Below are 14,020 nucleotides of genomic sequence, written 5' to 3'. Positions count from 1 at the left end.
ATGAAGCAACTCCCCGGTCGTGGCCGTCCGCCTTTGTTGAAGCAGCTGATCAGTTTCGCCGTTCTGCTGATCGCAACGGTCTGGATGGTGACACTCCTGCCTGTTCTGTTTGTGATTGGACTGATTGCAGCAGTGCTGCTGGTTCCGGTTCTCAGAGAGCTTCGTCGCGAAGTCGAACAGCTTGAACGCAGGCAGCGTGGAGATTCCCCCCCACCCCTGGACGTGACGCCATGGCATCGACGGGTCTGGAACCGCTGGCATCGTCGCTGAAGCCGTGAAATCGTGTTCCGTCAGCCCTGACCTGTTGCCATCATCGGCCTGAATCCGCTGCTGTTGTGTCTCGTGGGCTCCCCAGATCCTCTCGTCCAGGCCAGTGCCATTGCTGCCGCAATCGAGCAGCTCGCCGATCAGCTCACGCCTGCCGTGATCCGTTCGGCCCGTGCGGATCAGCAAGGCGTGGCCGATCTCGACCGGATTGAATACGCTCTTGGAACGATCGGGAAGGCTCTGATCCTCACTGATTACGCGATTGATCAGGAGAAGGACATCGACAAGCTCCAGGCCTTCAGAGAGTCTCAGCAGCGCTGAGGTTCATGAATGCAATCACTGCCAATCACTCAACATGCCTCTGATCAATCTGCGCACCTCCCTGCCTGATGTCGACAACCCGAGTCAGCTGCTTGGCGAGCTGTCGTCGATGCTGGCCATACAGACCGGCAAACCTGAGGACTACGTGATGACACTCCTCGAGACCGGCTTGCCGATGACCTTTGCCGGCAGCACCGAGCCTGCCGCCTTCGTTGAGGTCAAGTCGATCGGGGCCCTGAAGCCGCCGGCGATGACAGCAGCATTCTCTGAGTTGATCACTGCTCGAACCGGAATTCCCGCCAGCAGGATTTACATCTGTTTTGATGATGTTGAAGCCAGTTCCTTCGGATGGAATGGAAGAACTTTCGGCTGATCCGCACTCAATGTGCGGTACTGGCCGCGACCGACTGATCCCCATAGTCTGGGCTGCCAGTTCTCTGTTTCATGGCGGTTCTCGGGCGTCAGGCCATCCTGCGGGCGATCGACACCGGTGCCATCGCGATCACACCGCTCATTCCTGAGCATGTGGGGCCTGCGTCGGTCGATCTCACCCTTGCCAGCAGTTTCAGGGTGTTTCGCAAAGTGCATGAAGTTGTCGATGTGAACGAACACACCGACTACCGCGCATTCACCGACAAGGTGGACATCTCCGACAATGAGCACATCCTGATCATGCCCGGTGAAACGATCCTCGGGATCACACAGGAGCGTTTGAGACTTGGCCCAGGTCTGTGTGGATGGCTCGAGGGTCGCAGCCGGTTTGCTCGTCTGGGTCTGATGGTGCACATCAGTGCCCCCTTCATGGGGCCTGGAATCGACAGTCAGCAGGTGCTGGAGATGAGCAACTTCGGACCAGCGCCGCTGGCGGTGCATCCGGGGACAGCGATCTGCCAGTTCATTTTCCAGACCCTCGATGGTGAGGAGCACTACGAGGGGCGTTTCGCAGGCCAGAACCAGAGCAGTTTCTGAGGCGTCGCTGATCGATCAGCCTCTGGTCATCAGCCTGCGATGCCACAGGCAATGCGAGCTCCACCTCCTCCGAGGGGTGGCACATCGCTGTAGGTGTCTCCACCGGCGTGCACGATCAGAGCACGGCCACGCAGATCGTCTGTTCTCAGGCGTGGAGCCACCACTTCGGTGGTGGTGGTGCCGTCGGCATTGACGATCAGTCTGCTCAGATCACCGCGGTGACCTTTCCCGAACGGTCCCTTGTGGCTGTTGGTGTTGTCGGGGTCCCAGTGCCCCTTCGCTGCCAGCCCTGCAACGCTGACCCCTTCATCATTGCTATCCGCCATGCACGAGTCGCCGGCATGAAGGTGGAAGCCATGCTCACCCTCGCTGAGGCCGGATAGGGATGGCGTGATCACCAGCCCCTTTCTGCTGTCGCGTGCCGTCACTGTTCCGATCGACTCGCCGGTTCCTGTCTGGCTGATCGTGTAAATCTCAATGTCCAACGAGCTGGCCTGAACCTTCCCCGGCAGGAGGAGGGCGATGCACAGTGCCAACAGCGATGCGAGTCGGAGCATGGAAGCGGTCCATCTCCGGCCATTCTGCTGCTGTGACCTGCCCGGTGTGGTCGTCTGCCGCTCCCCTCGCTGCCACCAGAAGAACAGTGGAACTGCAGTTTCAGCGTGTCATGGAACGACTGCATGAGTCGCGCACGATCCCCTAGCCGATCCATGCCTGCAAGGATCGGCTGAAGGAACTGCGGATGAGGTGGTGATGGGCTGGTGGGAGGTGCCACAACCGAGGAGGACGGTCTGCATCTCTTTGGGCGGATGCATCCCGATCTGTTGCTGCTCACGCAGGATCCGGAGATCGGCTCTGGCATCCGACTGATGCGGAGCGTTCATGAGCACTCTCCTGACACACGCATGCTGATCTTTCTCAGCCGTGGAACGCAGGATGTTGTGGAAGAGAAGCTGCAGATGCTCATCGCCGGTGGTGTCTATTGCGCCGAAGACGTGCGCCCGACGTTGGTCTCGCTCGACTTTGATCAGCAAGCGAAATTTTTGGAGCATCTCCGCGAACGTGAGAAGGAGGCGGTCTGTGCGGTGGCTCGAGGTCTCACCAACAGCGAATTGCAACGGCTTTTCAGATCTCCACCGAAACGGTCAAGAGCCTTGTGTCTGACTGCAGAAGCAAGCTTGCGGTACGGCAGCGCACACAGATCGTGGAGTCAGCGCTGATGCATGATCTGATCAATCTTCAGCAGCTTTGACCGAGTGAGATCTACGGCTGTGATCGTCGTGGACCGGGCAAGTCGATAGCTTGTCGCGTGTTGATGCTCTGGGTGAGTCGGGTGAAGGCAGTCCTGAATGGAACAGTGCTCGCTGAGAGCGACGACATCGTGATGATGGATGGCAATCCCTACTTCCCAAGGAAGGCCATGCGCAAGGAGTTTTTCCGCGAGTCCAGCCACACCACGGTCTGCGGTTGGAAGGGCACTGCCCGCTACTGGGATGTGGTGCTGGCTGATCAAGTGCTGAGCAATGCTGTGTGGAGTTACGAATCACCGAAACCCGACGCCGACAATATCCGTGAGCGAATCGCTTTCTATCGCGGCAAGGGGGTGGAGCTGAGCTGAGGCTTCAGCGTTTTCTGCGTCGACGATCGGCCTTGCGTGTGCCTCCGTAGCGGTAGCCCTGCTGAGCAGCCACCCTCGTCCAGCATGTTCTGCAGACGAACTTCCATTGGGGTTCCGAATGGCTGCAAACGCGATACTGCACGGGGCCAGCCAGCCTGCAGAGGTCACAGCTGAAATCGCTTTCAGTCATGACTCAGCGCTCGAGGGCTCCATCGCGCCAGGGATAACGACCGTGTTTCAGCAGGATTGAACGGTTGCGTCGGGCCACTTCGGCGGTTGCAGTATCCACCCAATGCTCCATCAGAGGGATTGCCATGGTCACCGTCTCGAGGCATTCGGCATGCAACAGCGGCATCAACCAGAACTGTCGCCGTGCCCTTTGTGGTTCGCTTTCGAGCCAGTGCTGATCGAGTGCCAGTCGGCTCAGGCATTGCGCAAACTGGTCCCCCGCGTAGGCGCGCGCCTGGTTGCGCCAGATCTGCCGACTGAACTGATCAAGCAACAGCACCAGCGCCAGGGCTGAATCCTGACGGGTTTCCCAGTCACTCAGCTGTTCTTTCTGAGCCGCATGGGCAAGTTGCCCGAATTGTTCGCTGATGCGTCGATCAAAGGCTGGATCCTGGCGGAACCACTGCCAGGGTCTGCATTGCTCGAACCAGAAGTGAAGAATCTCTCCGGCCTGGGCGTTTCGCTCAGGCGCCATTGCGGACCCGCTTGACCGCAAGGCCAGCCTCTGCAGCTGTGATGGCTGCAAGCAGCAGCAGGCCGACCAGGCCCACAAGCTGATTGCTTGTTTCCGCTTCCTCCGCTGCGTTCTGGCCAAGTGCGGCACCGGCCACAAACCAGGCCGCCGCCAGAGCGGAGGTGGCCCAGTAGGCCTTCCAGCGACGCTGGTACAGATAACCCGCACCAAGCCCGGGAAAAACATTTAGCAAAATGGCCACCCAGCCCGCTGATGCGGCCAGAACCTGGTCACGACCGGGCAATGGCGATGGTGCGGACTCTTCCGGGTTCATGCCTTGTTCTGATTGGCTGCATAAGCCACGGCTCCGCCTGCAACCAGGGTCAGCAGACCGGTGCTCAGCAGAAATCCGGTGAGAAGGACCAGGCCGATCAGGGAACCAAGCAACGACATCTTCACACGCAATAACTTCGATTTGATCAGCATGATCAGCAGCAACGTCACCGTGGCCTTGAGTCCTGTGATCTTCGCTGCACTGATCGGGCAGAAGGGAACAAAGGGAGGGAGCATTGGATTGGACCAGCACGAGGGTGCGACCTTGCCACTTTGTCGTTTTCGGAGCGCTGCTGTGGATCAATCAGTGCGATGGCTGAAGCTGCTGCTCGGGTGGTTGATGCGGTTTCTGCTTCTGCTCTTGGTGATTCTTCCGGGCGTGATGCCGTTGTCAGCGGCCTGGATCTGCGATGGAGACCGGCTCACAGCGGAACCCATTCAGCTTGGGCGTGACGCATTCGGCACTATGGACCAACCGATTCCCAACATCGCAGACGGCACAGTGCCTGGGGATGTGATTCTGCTCAGCTGGCGAGGCGTCACCCTGCAGCTGCCTCGCACCAACAATGCCGGTGCTCCCAGCTACACCGATGGTCGCTGGTGGTGGCAGGTGGAGGATCCTGAGCATCCGGATTTCCGTCAGCGCAGGGGAGCAATCGTCAGCTATGCCTGCAGCCCAGAAGACTGATGCTCCTGCCTCAGGCTGGTGCAAGCCCCTGCACCAGCGAATACTCATAGGCAGCAGCCGCGAGCAGCAGCACACCGATCACACCGATCAGAATTCGACCGTCGATGCGTTCCATGGAGAAACTGTCTGCGGGGCAGAACCGTTGGCAACTAAGGCTAGGTGTGATGCTGCCTGGGAGCTACAACCCGTCATTCCGATGGCGTTGCTCCTCGTTGTCGGATCTGTTTGTTTCCCGTTGAGTTCAGCTCAGTAGCCAACACTCACGGATCAATAACGATTCAGCAATGACCATCACCTGAGGAGACCTCAATTGCTTTCTCAGCAAGGGCAGATGCTTCCCGTTGACATCAGTATGGATCCAGTCACTCGGATCATCAGGCGGGTTTGAGATGTGGGATGTCTGCAGCGAAAGATATTGCTGAATCACGCCTTTGGCGGAACAAGTCTCAATGCATGGCGAGACTGTATTGCAGCTTTGTAAAGCCAAGAAACATTGTTGAAAAGTTCGGATTTTGTCGCTAAAAATCATTAAACGACTTTAGAAGCATGGCGAAAAAGCTGACACTTTTATCGGATTTCAAGTCATTCATCAACAAAGGCAATGTTGTTGACCTGGCAATTGCTGTCATTATTGCTGGAGCCTTTGGGAAAGTGGTCGACTCGGCAGTCAAGTTGATTATGACCAGTGCACTCGAGCCTGCCATGAGCAAGGCTAATGTTCAATCTTTGTCCCAGTTGCCCGGCGGGGAAATCATTGTTGCTTTGATCAACTTCATTGTCATTGCTTTTGTCTGTTTCATCATTGTCAGAGCTGTTGAAAGAACCAAACGCAGAGAGAAAACCGTTGAGGCATCAACACCTGATCCACAGGTGCAGCTCGCCTCAGCAATTACACGACTCACCGAAGTCATGGAGAAACAGTCATCTGCAAAAGAATGAGCTGATTCAATTCTTCCAAGGACAAAATCACTCATTCAGGTTCTGAATCCTTTTCAAGACCAGGCATTGACTGGCCTTTGTAGAGATTATCGAGATGTGTGTCGGTCTCCATCAGATTCCAGCCGTCATCGCGGAGCATCGAGTTGATCACCTGATCGCGGTAGTCGACTTCCAGAGCTCCGTCGATGCCGAAGGCATCCATGATTCTGTCGCGATCGTTGATCAGCTCTTCGCGAAAGAGTTCATAGAGGTCAGCGTTTTCGATCAGGCCTGGATCGGGCTTGTCTTCCATTCGCCAGAGCCATCGGTAGAAAAAGGGTTTGTGCTTCGTTTTTGTGCGCACGATGGTCATCAGTTGATCGATCGTCAGCAGATCGCATCGGGTCTGTGCGTCCCAGATCTCCGCATCACTGAGGGTTCCCGCGGTCTGCTTGCAGTGATCGAAGAGGGCTTTGACAACCTGCTCAGCTGAGCAGTGGAATGGAAGTTCCCGGTGAGCGATCCCCTCCTGCGCCAGATAAACCATTCGGCTGAGGTCGTTCCTGGTGAAGGTTCCCTGCAGGGCATACACCGCAGAAGCTTTGCGGATGTCCCAGTACAAACCTTCGTTATCAGCGCAGGCCTGGCAGATGAATGCATCGAAGGCTTTCTGATCATTGGCACTGATGTGAATGGAGAGAGCCTGCACCGCAGCAGCGAATTCCTGTTGCAGCTTCTGATCAAAGCTCTGCTGATGTCTGAGGTAGGCCTCACTTCGACGCCAGTCGCTCAGGTTGTCTGACCATCTCACCGGTGGAGCAGGGTCACGGAACAGCTGGAACCTGTCTTTCCCTTCCAGTCCCCAGTTGTAGGCGGAGAGATCCTCAGCTTTCACCCCCTCCACCAGATGGATGTCATCACCCTGGCGGCTCGAGATCAGACGCACCACTGCCAGCGAGCTGTGGGGCAGTTCGATCGTGTCGAGGGCGATCACTCCTTTTCCCTCGCTCGACAGCTCGATCAATCTGCCGCCTTCACGGTGGCTGAAGCTGTGCAGGCAACTCTCCGGTATTCGCTCACTGCGCACCTTGCCTGTGACCGGATCGATGCCGATCGAATACGACCCGATCGGAGTTCCGTTCAATCCTTTCGGTCGCCATGCGCTTTCATCCGTGCGGCAGATCACGATCACTCGATTGTCCACCTGGCCAGGCATGGCTCCTGTTGAGAGGGCTGGACCCTAAACGGTCCGCCTGAAGCACAAAGCTGCCTAACGTTGAGGAACGAAATCGTTGGTATGTCACTGCACGATCCGCGCTGGATACTTGTGGCCTGGGCTGTGGTGGCGGTGGCATCCGCACTGCGCTTCTGGAAACTCACCGGACCGTTCCGCTCCAGGATGAAGTCGCAGCAACGCCTTGATGCGCTCAATCCGGAAAAGGCGCGTGCTTCTCTCGAGCGCTCCTGGTTGAAGAGCGACACCAGTCACCATCGCTGAATACCATCAGGGAATGGTTCAGTCGATGTCACAACAACAGCTGGAAAGGGAATTGCTCAGGGCTCAGGAGATGGGGCGCTGGCTCAGTGACGAGGAGCTTGAGGAGCTTGAGCGTGATCAGAGAGCGTTGCGACTCGAACGGGAACAGACAGCGAAACGTCGCCTGAAACTTGGTCTGCTCACCGTTATCTGTCTGATCATTCCACCCCTCTGGCCTGTTGCCCTGGGGCTCAGTCTTCATCTCCTTTTCCCGCAGACCTTCCGTCAGCTGCTCTGGTTTGCCGGTGGCAGTCTGCTGATGCTGGCTCTGCTGGCTGTCGGTGCCGGGGTGACTGTTGTGTCGCTGATCTGGATGCTGATCAATTGAGTGGTGTTGCCTGCGCACCCTGAAAAGCGTTCAGAGACTGAGCATTAACCAGGCCAGCGAGCAACTCACCAACAAAGCGATGATCCCCAGCAATGCTCTCCAGAAGCGGGGATCGTTCGGTTGAAACACGAATGGTGAATGACGTTGTTCAGGTCAGCCTGATGGAACCGTTATCCACCTGTTTCAGCAGGTCACTGCGAAGCTTCAGATCCTGGTCATCAAGATCCTTGCGTGTGAGCAAGGAGCGGTAGGCAGCCTCGCTGATGCGGCTGTGAAGCTTGGCGTTCAGGTAAAGCTCAACCATGCACGGTCAAATCCTTGGAAAAACCTAAAGGTTTCGCCGGCACGTTGTGAAGTTCGTCGCCTCTTTGAGCACAGTGAATCTGTGCTTTTTGAGCGATGACTTCCTGAATCGCCTTTGTCAGCCACCGCTGGCGATGAACGGTGGCGTTTCCTGTTTGAGAACCCAGCTGGTGGCAGCTTTCTGGGTCTGCCAAGCCTGCATCAGTTGTCTGGCCAGTTGACGAAGCTGATCCGCGTCCTGGGTTGTTTCGAGGGCACGATTGAACTGCTCGATCTGGAAGTGCTGTTCTGTGGTGAGCTGAATGCTGCCGTTCATGCCGATCTCCATGGGGGAGTGAGCGCAAGGTATCGGTATGAACCAAACGATTTGTTGCAGATCACACGGTTGTCGAGGTTTTTCAGTGACTCCTCACTTAAAAGCGCTTTTTATGTTTTTGGGCTTCCTGGCCTGTTTGGGTGGCGTTTTCAGCGTCGAAATCCGATTTGCAGTTCAAAAAATTCCACCGGAAACGCCGTCAGGGCCGGCCGCAGCTTCTCAAGTTCCTCGCAGGGACCATGCACTTCAAGCCTCATGAGTTCGCAGGTCTGCAGGAAGTTCTGCAACAACTCCCCCACGTTTTCCAGATGGGCCAGCGCACCGGCGGCGCCCCGGTAACCCTCACGGCAGTGCAGAACGTTGCCCGCTCTGGAAAAGCCGTAGTAAAGGCAGAGAGGTTCTCTGCCGGAACGCTCCACAAACTCCCTGCACAGTTCCATCACCCGCTGCTCGCTTTCAGCGGGAATCCGGAAGTAGGGATGAATCGAAACGCAATGATCGTCGGCTTTCATCACAGAGGAATCCGGTTGCCCATCTACTAGCCAGGGCCAACCTCTCCGGCTCACTGTTTTCAGCTGTGCAGAGTTCCGCCGGCGAGATGACGTTGCTGATTGACGCTGAAGGCCGGCTGATCACGGGGACTGCGTCCCTGCTCATGTGCTCGGGCCGAAACAAACCGGCGACCGGCCCTGTTGGCATCTTCCACAGTTCGGTAATTGCCAACATGGGTGTAATCCAGGCCATCGCTGGTGGCTGACACCGAAAAAAGATTGTTGGTGACGCGTTGAACGCTCCAGTGCATGAAGCAGGACGGGGCGGATTGATGCAGAGCCATACCATGCCGGGAGCTGAATTGTGTTCAAACTATGACCGTCATGGGATCACCGAGCGGACGCTTCTTAAATCTCAAATAGGTATTTATTTTTGCTAAAGCTTTTGATTCCTGTTCAGAGTCTTCGCGATTTCGTCGTTTCTGCATCGCATGATCTCGCTTTCAGTTGCTGGCAAAACCAATGATTTTTAGTTGTTTCAAGATGGCCTGGGTGCGCGCAAGCATCGGTCACTTCACTGATTTCTAAAATCTCTGAACGTTGTTCTGCTGCTGGTTGTTCAACTCGATGTCAATTCCACCTGAAAACTTGGTTGTTGTGACGCCGCCTCTGAACGTGATTGCCCGTTCGCTTCTGTGAAACGCCCTCGGGATCGCCCCACAAAAACCTGTCCTGTCTGCGGCAGACCGTTTCAGTGGCGAAAAAAATGGAAAGACGTCTGGGATGAGGTGCGTTACTGCTCTGAACGCTGCCGTCGCCATAAAAAATCCCCGATCAGCGATCGGGGAAGCTGACGCCGGCAAATGATGTCCTCATCACCCGGCCGACTCCACCAATAGTTCTGGTGTGTGGTTTCGTGCAAGCCCCAGATCTGGTGTCAGCTGAACAGTCGATCGGTGGGTTGGTCATTCCTCGCTTCAATGTCTGAGCGTTGATGTCCTGCGCCACCACATCTGGCGTGAATGCCTGGAGGGGTGTCGCTCGGATTCGTTCGATGCTTCGGATTACAGCTCGAGAAGCAGATCAGGGCCATCATGTTGGTTGAGGCATTGATCGCAATAGTTCATCGCCGCAGACATGCATCGGGGATCGTCATGTTTGAGATCGTCTGTGTTCTGATCCTTCCAGTGATGTTGATCGTCTATTACACGATTCAGCGTCTTGTTGTGCATCACAGCAACATGGAAGTGAAGCTGCTGATTCAGGATCTCGTCGTGGAGGCCATGAACAAGCATGCCCATGATTTTGACGACTGAATTGTGATCCCGATGGTGGGCAGCAGCGCAATTGCCTGCTTCGCCTGCATGCCATGACGCACGAAGTGGTGGCATTCGTGTTCGTGTGGCGGGTCGCGGAAATCAGGGCGGGTTCTGACGCCTGGAGACTCTCCTAAGCTCCGCCTGATGAACTTTCTCTTGAGCGGCAGAGGTTTGTTGAACCGGGGCCTTCCCGCTGGATTGATCTGGATCGGTCTGCTCTGCATCACTGCGTCCTGTGGAAGCACCTCTCGTCTGACATCTTCTGCTTCCGACAGTCGTCCCAAGGTTCTGACCACCTTCACGATCCTTGCCGACATGGCCCGAAATGTCGCCGGCGACAGGCTTCAGGTGGAGTCGATCACCAAACCAGGAGCGGAGATCCATGGTTATGAATTCACGCCCAGCGACATCGAGCGTGCTTCGGGAGCCGATCTGATCGTCGAAAACGGACTGGGGCTTGAGCTCTGGGCCAGGCGTTTCACGGAAGCGGCCGGGGATGTGCCGACCGTGACCCTCACCGATGGTGTTGAACCGCTGCTGATCGAGGAGGACGCCTATGCGGGAAAACCCAATCCCCATGCTTGGATGTCTCCCCAGGCTGCTCAGCTCTATGTGGATCGGCTGGTTGAGGCCTTTTCACAGCTCGATCCTGAAGGTGCGTCACAGTATGCGGCCAACGGCGAGGCCTACAAAGCCAGGCTTCAGGAGCTGGATGGCGAACTCCGCGACTCGCTCCAGTCTCTTCCTCCCGACAAGCGTCTGCTGGTCACCTGCGAGGGCGCATTCAGTTATCTCGCGCGCGACTACGACCTGGAGGAGGCCTATCTTTGGCCTGTCAACGCCGAAAGTCAGATCTCGCCACGTCGCATGGGCCAACTGATTGAACGGGTGAAACGCGATCAGGTTCCAGCGGTGTTCTGTGAAACCACAGTGAGCGACAAGGCTCAGCGTGAGGTTGCCAGGGCCGCAGGCAGTCGTTTCGGTGGGAGTTTCTATGTCGATTCCCTGTCGGATCGCAACGGTCCTGCCGCCACCCTGCTTGATCTGCAGCGCCACAATGTGAAACTCATCCAATCAGGGCTGAGTTCCGTCTCCGATTCAATGCCATGACGATTCGGATCGCAGCTGATCAACTCTGCGTTGACTACAACGGGTCCGTTGCGCTCTACGACGCATCACTGACGCTGCCCGCCGGATGCATCTGCGGAATGGTGGGGATGAACGGAGCCGGCAAGTCCACCCTGTTCAAGGCACTCACCGGGTTCGTTCGACCTTCCCGGGGAAGGATTCGCATCAACGGTCTCAAGGTGGCCGAAGCCCAGCGCGAACAGGCTGTGGCGTATGTGCCTCAGAGCGAGGGCATTGATTGCGATTTCCCTGTTTCCGTCTGGGATGTGGTGATGATGGGTCGCTATGGCTCGATGAATCTCCTTCGCATTCCACGTCAGTCCGATCGTCTGGCGGTGCGCGATGCCCTTGAACGGGTTGAACTGCTGGATCTGAGGGACCGGCCTCTTTCCGCTCTCTCCGGTGGCCAGCGCAAACGTGCCTTTCTGGCCAGAGCCATCGCCCAGCGGGCTTCCGTGCTCCTGCTCGATGAGCCTTTCAACGGCGTTGATGTGCGCACCGAGAAGCTCATGGCCGAACTGTTTCTGCAGTTGCGCAGTCAGGCCTGCTCGATTCTGATCTCCACTCACGATCTCAGCCATGTGCAGGATTTCTGTGATGTTGTGGTGCTGATCAACAAGACGGTGCTGGCCTACGGAGAAACCTCGGAGGTGTTCACTGCGGAGAATCTCTCCCAGGCGTTCGGTGGTCTGCCTCCCGATGTGCTCAGGGGGCAGACCCCTTGAGCCTCAACCGGTGTTTGCCGAGCTGTTCGCTGCAGAAGGACGCTGATCAGGAGGTCATTCACCTTGGTTGAGCTGTTGCTGGAACCTCTCCGTCACGATTTCATGGTGCGAGCACTGGTGATCAGCGCTCTCGTGGGGGGAGTCTGTGGTCTGCTCTCCTGCTACATGACACTGAAGGGTTGGGCCCTGATGGGTGATGCTGTGTCCCATGCCGTTCTTCCTGGCGTGGTGCTGGCCTATGCCCTGGGACTGCCGTTCTCGCTCGGGGCTTTCGTTTTTGGTGTGGGCTCGGTGGCCGCCATCGGTTTCGTGAAGCAGAAGTCGCGCATCAAGGAAGACACGGTGATCGGGCTTGTGTTCACAGGCTTCTTCGCTCTCGGTCTTGTGCTGGTGTCCAAGACACGCAGCAACATCGATCTCACCCAGATTCTGTTCGGGAATGTGCTGGGGATTTCCGCGGCTGACATCCAGCAGACCTGGATGATCTGTCTTGTTGTTGTGGCTCTGCTGCTGCTGTTCCGCAGGGATCTTCTGCTGTTCTGCTTCGATCCCACCCACGCCCGCTCAATCGGCATCAACACCGGGCTGCTGCACTATCTGCTGCTGTCGGTGCTCTCGCTGGCTGCGGTTGCCGGTTTGCAGACGGTCGGAATCATTCTTGTGGTGGCCATGCTGGTGACTCCCGGTGCCACGGCCTACCTGCTCACCGATCGCTTCGATCGGATGACCTGGCTGGCAATCGGCAGCAGTGTTCTGTCCAGTCTTCTCGGGGTTTATCTCAGCTACTGGACCGACAGCTCCACGGCTGGCTGCATCGTTCTTGTGCAGACCGGTCTGTTCCTGATGGCGTTCCTGCTGGCTCCGCGTCACGGAATTCTCTGCCGACCATCCTCCTGAGCTTTCTGCGCGATGGTTTGCGCATCCCGTCGATCTAGCTAACTAGCGCTTAATGACGAACTTCTCGATGTCTTTGATGCGCCGATCATCTGTTGCCGCTGCCGCTTTTGCAGTCTCATCGCTGGCGTGTTCACAGGTTCAGTCCAAGCCTGTTGTTCAGGTTTTCGACACTGCAATCACCGAGGCTGAAGTCAATCAACTCCAGAAGGGTTGGTGTGATGCAGTGCTGGCCATCAGCAACGCTTATCAGAACGGCGGCTATGACGCCGCCAAAGCCAAGGCCTCCGCAGTGATCGACACGGCCTATGCCTATAAGTTCGGGCCGGTCGCTTTCAAGCCCACCTATGCAATCGGCGACAGCACCTTCCGCACCACTCGCGATGGTGCTCTCGCCTACTTCGTGGGCCCCGATCCCACGATCCCCCAGTTCAGAGACAAGAAGCTGGGATTCGCCACCTACCGACACTGGGTCAGCTGCGAGATCAAGGACTATGTGATGCAGTTGCTGGGCAACACCGCCAACACCTTGGGTCGGGTCATCCTCACCGATTCACAGGGTCAGATCGCTGAGCCTGAGAAAACCTGGACCTTCCTGCGTGAAATCGATGGCTCGGTTCGCATCGTGCTGCATCACTCGTCCGCACCATTTGATGCTCGCTAGTTCGTAAAGGAGCGCATCGATGACACTTCCGATGTTGGAGAATGGGTGAAACACATCTGCGTTGTCCAGCCTGATGCTCCTCACCAACCGATCCGTCGTTCGGGGTTCTCTGGTCGCCCTGGCCGCACTCACACTTGTGGGAGCACAATCGGCCCGGGCCCACCATGTCCCAGGCGATGACCACACCGGCACCCTTCTTTCAGGTCAGGCCGCTTCGCCTGCCCAGGGCAAGCAAGCTGTGTTCAGCACAAGGGCTCAGGCCGAAGCCGCAGCTTCAGGCTTCAACTGCGAGGGCGCTCACAAAATGGGCAATCAGTGGATGCCTTGTGCAGACCACGGCCACGGCGACTACTGAACGTTCCGTTTGTCTCAGTCCGTCAGAACAGTGACGGACTGAGACCACTCGGTCCTAAGTCGTTTGAAAATCTCTGATCATCGGGTCGGACAGCGGTCTTGTAAGCGTCCCCGATGTTCCAGTCGAGATCTGATGCGGGCTTGATCCTGCTGATTCTTTGTTGT

General features: G+C 56.9%; 27 protein-coding genes. 17 read left to right on the top strand and 10 right to left on the bottom strand.

Features of this window, described 5'->3' with window-relative positions; all coding sequences use genetic code 11:
• From SIB56_RS05665 to dcd, 4 genes are all read left to right on the top strand, one after another.
• On the top strand, positions 1 to 270 hold the full coding sequence (locus SIB56_RS05665; protein ID WP_413326275.1) for a hypothetical protein: 270 nt from the start codon (positions 1 to 3) through the stop codon (positions 268 to 270).
• A gap of 72 nt (positions 271 to 342) precedes the next feature.
• Positions 343 to 588 (top strand): hypothetical protein, encoded by a 246-nt coding sequence (locus SIB56_RS05660; RefSeq protein WP_413326273.1) that lies wholly within the window; start codon positions 343 to 345, stop codon positions 586 to 588.
• Positions 589 to 622: 34 nt separating this feature from the next.
• Positions 623 to 961: a phenylpyruvate tautomerase MIF-related protein gene (locus tag SIB56_RS05655; RefSeq protein WP_413326271.1), complete on the top strand. Its 339-nt coding sequence runs from the start codon at positions 623 to 625 to the stop codon at positions 959 to 961.
• A gap of 71 nt (positions 962 to 1,032) precedes the next feature.
• Positions 1,033 to 1,557 carry a dCTP deaminase gene (dcd, locus tag SIB56_RS05650; RefSeq protein WP_413326269.1) on the top strand — a complete coding sequence of 175 codons (525 nt, stop codon included), beginning with the start codon at positions 1,033 to 1,035 and terminating at the stop codon, positions 1,555 to 1,557.
• Positions 1,558 to 1,586: 29 nt separating this feature from the next.
• Here the strand turns inward: dcd and sodC are convergent, their stop codons facing one another.
• Positions 1,587 to 2,114: a superoxide dismutase [Cu-Zn] SodC gene (sodC, locus tag SIB56_RS05645; RefSeq protein WP_413326267.1), complete on the bottom strand. Its 528-nt coding sequence runs from the start codon at positions 2,112 to 2,114 to the stop codon at positions 1,587 to 1,589.
• A gap of 599 nt (positions 2,115 to 2,713) precedes the next feature.
• Here sodC and SIB56_RS05640 point away from each other — a divergent pair.
• Complete coding sequence (locus SIB56_RS05640) at positions 2,714 to 2,809, top strand: hypothetical protein (RefSeq protein WP_413326265.1); 96 nt, start codon at positions 2,714 to 2,716, stop codon at positions 2,807 to 2,809.
• Positions 2,810 to 2,890: 81 nt separating this feature from the next.
• Positions 2,891 to 3,175 carry a DUF427 domain-containing protein gene (locus SIB56_RS05635; protein ID WP_413327160.1) on the top strand — a complete coding sequence of 95 codons (285 nt, stop codon included), beginning with the start codon at positions 2,891 to 2,893 and terminating at the stop codon, positions 3,173 to 3,175.
• A 4-nt stretch (positions 3,176 to 3,179) separates the two neighbouring features.
• Here SIB56_RS05635 and SIB56_RS05630 read toward each other — a convergent pair whose 3' ends face one another.
• Genes SIB56_RS05630 through SIB56_RS05615 form a run of 4 tightly spaced genes read right to left on the bottom strand, consistent with a single transcriptional unit; the run spans position 3,180 to position 4,427 of the window.
• Positions 3,180 to 3,365 (bottom strand): hypothetical protein, encoded by a 186-nt coding sequence (locus tag SIB56_RS05630; RefSeq protein ID WP_413326263.1) that lies wholly within the window; start codon positions 3,363 to 3,365, stop codon positions 3,180 to 3,182.
• A gap of 3 nt (positions 3,366 to 3,368) precedes the next feature.
• On the bottom strand, positions 3,369 to 3,878 hold the full coding sequence (locus SIB56_RS05625) for a DUF924 family protein (RefSeq protein ID WP_413326260.1): 510 nt from the start codon (positions 3,876 to 3,878) through the stop codon (positions 3,369 to 3,371).
• Positions 3,868 to 4,191, bottom strand: a complete 324-nt coding sequence (locus SIB56_RS05620; RefSeq protein WP_413326258.1) for a hypothetical protein — start codon at positions 4,189 to 4,191, stop codon at positions 3,868 to 3,870. The genes SIB56_RS05625 and SIB56_RS05620 overlap by 11 nt, the downstream gene beginning before the upstream one ends.
• Positions 4,188 to 4,427 (bottom strand): hypothetical protein, encoded by a 240-nt coding sequence (locus tag SIB56_RS05615; protein ID WP_413326256.1) that lies wholly within the window; start codon positions 4,425 to 4,427, stop codon positions 4,188 to 4,190. The genes SIB56_RS05620 and SIB56_RS05615 overlap by 4 nt, the downstream gene beginning before the upstream one ends.
• Positions 4,428 to 4,572: 145 nt before the next feature.
• Here SIB56_RS05615 and SIB56_RS05610 point away from each other — a divergent pair, with 145 nt between their 5' ends.
• Together SIB56_RS05610 and mscL are read left to right on the top strand one after the other, a co-directional pair.
• Positions 4,573 to 4,878 (top strand): hypothetical protein, encoded by a 306-nt coding sequence (locus SIB56_RS05610; protein WP_413327158.1) that lies wholly within the window; start codon positions 4,573 to 4,575, stop codon positions 4,876 to 4,878.
• A 546-nt stretch (positions 4,879 to 5,424) separates the two neighbouring features.
• Positions 5,425 to 5,817 (top strand): large conductance mechanosensitive channel protein MscL, encoded by a 393-nt coding sequence (gene mscL / locus SIB56_RS05605; protein ID WP_413326254.1) that lies wholly within the window; start codon positions 5,425 to 5,427, stop codon positions 5,815 to 5,817.
• Between the two features lie 31 nt (positions 5,818 to 5,848).
• Here mscL and SIB56_RS05600 read toward each other — a convergent pair whose 3' ends face one another.
• Entirely contained in the window at positions 5,849 to 7,012 is a 1,164-nt protein-coding gene (locus SIB56_RS05600) for a hypothetical protein (protein WP_413326252.1), read from the bottom strand.
• Between the two features lie 81 nt (positions 7,013 to 7,093).
• On the opposite strand from SIB56_RS05600, the gene SIB56_RS05595 reads away from it, so the two are divergent.
• Positions 7,094 to 7,294, top strand: coding sequence for a hypothetical protein (locus tag SIB56_RS05595; protein ID WP_413326250.1), 201 nt, complete (start codon positions 7,094 to 7,096; stop codon positions 7,292 to 7,294).
• Between the two features lie 25 nt (positions 7,295 to 7,319).
• Positions 7,320 to 7,661 carry a hypothetical protein gene (locus SIB56_RS05590; protein WP_413326248.1) on the top strand — a complete coding sequence of 114 codons (342 nt, stop codon included), beginning with the start codon at positions 7,320 to 7,322 and terminating at the stop codon, positions 7,659 to 7,661.
• A 148-nt stretch (positions 7,662 to 7,809) separates the two neighbouring features.
• Here SIB56_RS05590 and SIB56_RS05585 read toward each other — a convergent pair whose 3' ends face one another.
• From SIB56_RS05585 to SIB56_RS05570, 4 genes are all read right to left on the bottom strand, one after another.
• Positions 7,810 to 7,965: a hypothetical protein gene (locus SIB56_RS05585; RefSeq protein WP_413326246.1), complete on the bottom strand. Its 156-nt coding sequence runs from the start codon at positions 7,963 to 7,965 to the stop codon at positions 7,810 to 7,812.
• A 117-nt stretch (positions 7,966 to 8,082) separates the two neighbouring features.
• The gene (locus tag SIB56_RS05580) at positions 8,083 to 8,292 is read right to left on the bottom strand and encodes a hypothetical protein (protein ID WP_413326244.1); all 210 of its coding nucleotides are present in this window, start codon (positions 8,290 to 8,292) and stop codon (positions 8,083 to 8,085) included.
• A 137-nt stretch (positions 8,293 to 8,429) separates the two neighbouring features.
• A complete protein-coding gene (locus SIB56_RS05575) occupies positions 8,430 to 8,792 on the bottom strand; it encodes a putative quinol monooxygenase (RefSeq protein WP_413326242.1) in 363 nt (120 codons plus the stop codon).
• A gap of 59 nt (positions 8,793 to 8,851) precedes the next feature.
• On the bottom strand, positions 8,852 to 9,082 hold the full coding sequence (locus SIB56_RS05570) for a hypothetical protein (protein ID WP_413326240.1): 231 nt from the start codon (positions 9,080 to 9,082) through the stop codon (positions 8,852 to 8,854).
• Positions 9,083 to 9,466: 384 nt separating this feature from the next.
• Here SIB56_RS05570 and SIB56_RS05565 point away from each other — a divergent pair, with 384 nt between their 5' ends.
• From SIB56_RS05565 to SIB56_RS05535, 7 genes are all read left to right on the top strand, one after another.
• Positions 9,467 to 9,625 (top strand): DUF2256 domain-containing protein, encoded by a 159-nt coding sequence (locus SIB56_RS05565; RefSeq protein ID WP_413326238.1) that lies wholly within the window; start codon positions 9,467 to 9,469, stop codon positions 9,623 to 9,625.
• 168 nt (positions 9,626 to 9,793) lie between these two features.
• Entirely contained in the window at positions 9,794 to 10,087 is a 294-nt protein-coding gene (locus SIB56_RS05560; RefSeq protein ID WP_413326235.1) for a hypothetical protein, read from the top strand.
• A 147-nt stretch (positions 10,088 to 10,234) separates the two neighbouring features.
• Entirely contained in the window at positions 10,235 to 11,200 is a 966-nt protein-coding gene (locus tag SIB56_RS05555) for a metal ABC transporter substrate-binding protein (RefSeq protein ID WP_413326233.1), read from the top strand.
• A gap of 2 nt (positions 11,201 to 11,202) precedes the next feature.
• The gene (locus SIB56_RS05550; RefSeq protein ID WP_413327156.1) at positions 11,203 to 11,943 is read left to right on the top strand and encodes a metal ABC transporter ATP-binding protein; all 741 of its coding nucleotides are present in this window, start codon (positions 11,203 to 11,205) and stop codon (positions 11,941 to 11,943) included.
• Between the two features lie 102 nt (positions 11,944 to 12,045).
• Positions 12,046 to 12,840, top strand: a complete 795-nt coding sequence (locus tag SIB56_RS05545) for a metal ABC transporter permease (protein WP_413327154.1) — start codon at positions 12,046 to 12,048, stop codon at positions 12,838 to 12,840.
• Positions 12,841 to 12,916: 76 nt separating this feature from the next.
• Positions 12,917 to 13,501 (top strand): hypothetical protein, encoded by a 585-nt coding sequence (locus SIB56_RS05540; protein WP_413326231.1) that lies wholly within the window; start codon positions 12,917 to 12,919, stop codon positions 13,499 to 13,501.
• A 73-nt stretch (positions 13,502 to 13,574) separates the two neighbouring features.
• Positions 13,575 to 13,856: a DUF3721 domain-containing protein gene (locus tag SIB56_RS05535; RefSeq protein WP_413326229.1), complete on the top strand. Its 282-nt coding sequence runs from the start codon at positions 13,575 to 13,577 to the stop codon at positions 13,854 to 13,856.
• Positions 13,857 to 14,020 lie beyond the last annotated feature (164 nt).

The sequence above is a fragment of the Synechococcus sp. MIT S9503 genome, from assembly GCF_047304175.1.
GTDB lineage: Bacteria > Cyanobacteriota > Cyanobacteriia > PCC-6307 > Cyanobiaceae > Synechococcus_C.
The sequence above is the reverse complement of the archived record's forward strand: the minus strand, read 5'-3'. Positions and strand labels throughout refer to the sequence as shown.

Coding starts and splice junctions, on each gene's coding strand:
- SIB56_RS05655 (WP_413326271.1), top strand. CDS start 623: ATGCCTCTGATCAATCTGCGCACCTCCCTGCCTGATGTCGACAACCCG.
- SIB56_RS05590 (WP_413326248.1), top strand. CDS start 7,320: ATGTCACAACAACAGCTGGAAAGGGAATTGCTCAGGGCTCAGGAGATG.
- dcd (WP_413326269.1), top strand. CDS start 1,033: ATGGCGGTTCTCGGGCGTCAGGCCATCCTGCGGGCGATCGACACCGGT.
- SIB56_RS05615 (WP_413326256.1), bottom strand. CDS start 4,427: ATGCTCCCTCCCTTTGTTCCCTTCTGCCCGATCAGTGCAGCGAAGATC.
- sodC (WP_413326267.1), bottom strand. CDS start 2,114: ATGCTCCGACTCGCATCGCTGTTGGCACTGTGCATCGCCCTCCTCCTG.
- SIB56_RS05545 (WP_413327154.1), top strand. CDS start 12,046: ATGGTGCGAGCACTGGTGATCAGCGCTCTCGTGGGGGGAGTCTGTGGT.
- mscL (WP_413326254.1), top strand. CDS start 5,425: ATGGCGAAAAAGCTGACACTTTTATCGGATTTCAAGTCATTCATCAAC.
- SIB56_RS05595 (WP_413326250.1), top strand. CDS start 7,094: ATGTCACTGCACGATCCGCGCTGGATACTTGTGGCCTGGGCTGTGGTG.
- SIB56_RS05665 (WP_413326275.1), top strand. CDS start 1: ATGAAGCAACTCCCCGGTCGTGGCCGTCCGCCTTTGTTGAAGCAGCTG.
- SIB56_RS05630 (WP_413326263.1), bottom strand. CDS start 3,365: ATGACTGAAAGCGATTTCAGCTGTGACCTCTGCAGGCTGGCTGGCCCC.
- SIB56_RS05575 (WP_413326242.1), bottom strand. CDS start 8,792: ATGAAAGCCGACGATCATTGCGTTTCGATTCATCCCTACTTCCGGATT.
- SIB56_RS05620 (WP_413326258.1), bottom strand. CDS start 4,191: ATGAACCCGGAAGAGTCCGCACCATCGCCATTGCCCGGTCGTGACCAG.
- SIB56_RS05580 (WP_413326244.1), bottom strand. CDS start 8,292: ATGGAGATCGGCATGAACGGCAGCATTCAGCTCACCACAGAACAGCAC.
- SIB56_RS05585 (WP_413326246.1), bottom strand. CDS start 7,965: ATGGTTGAGCTTTACCTGAACGCCAAGCTTCACAGCCGCATCAGCGAG.
- SIB56_RS05625 (WP_413326260.1), bottom strand. CDS start 3,878: ATGGCGCCTGAGCGAAACGCCCAGGCCGGAGAGATTCTTCACTTCTGG.
- SIB56_RS05535 (WP_413326229.1), top strand. CDS start 13,575: ATGCTCCTCACCAACCGATCCGTCGTTCGGGGTTCTCTGGTCGCCCTG.
- SIB56_RS05600 (WP_413326252.1), bottom strand. CDS start 7,012: ATGCCTGGCCAGGTGGACAATCGAGTGATCGTGATCTGCCGCACGGAT.
- SIB56_RS05610 (WP_413327158.1), top strand. CDS start 4,573: ATGCCGTTGTCAGCGGCCTGGATCTGCGATGGAGACCGGCTCACAGCG.
- SIB56_RS05570 (WP_413326240.1), bottom strand. CDS start 9,082: ATGCACTGGAGCGTTCAACGCGTCACCAACAATCTTTTTTCGGTGTCA.
- SIB56_RS05540 (WP_413326231.1), top strand. CDS start 12,917: ATGCGCCGATCATCTGTTGCCGCTGCCGCTTTTGCAGTCTCATCGCTG.
- SIB56_RS05555 (WP_413326233.1), top strand. CDS start 10,235: ATGAACTTTCTCTTGAGCGGCAGAGGTTTGTTGAACCGGGGCCTTCCC.
- SIB56_RS05560 (WP_413326235.1), top strand. CDS start 9,794: ATGCCTGGAGGGGTGTCGCTCGGATTCGTTCGATGCTTCGGATTACAG.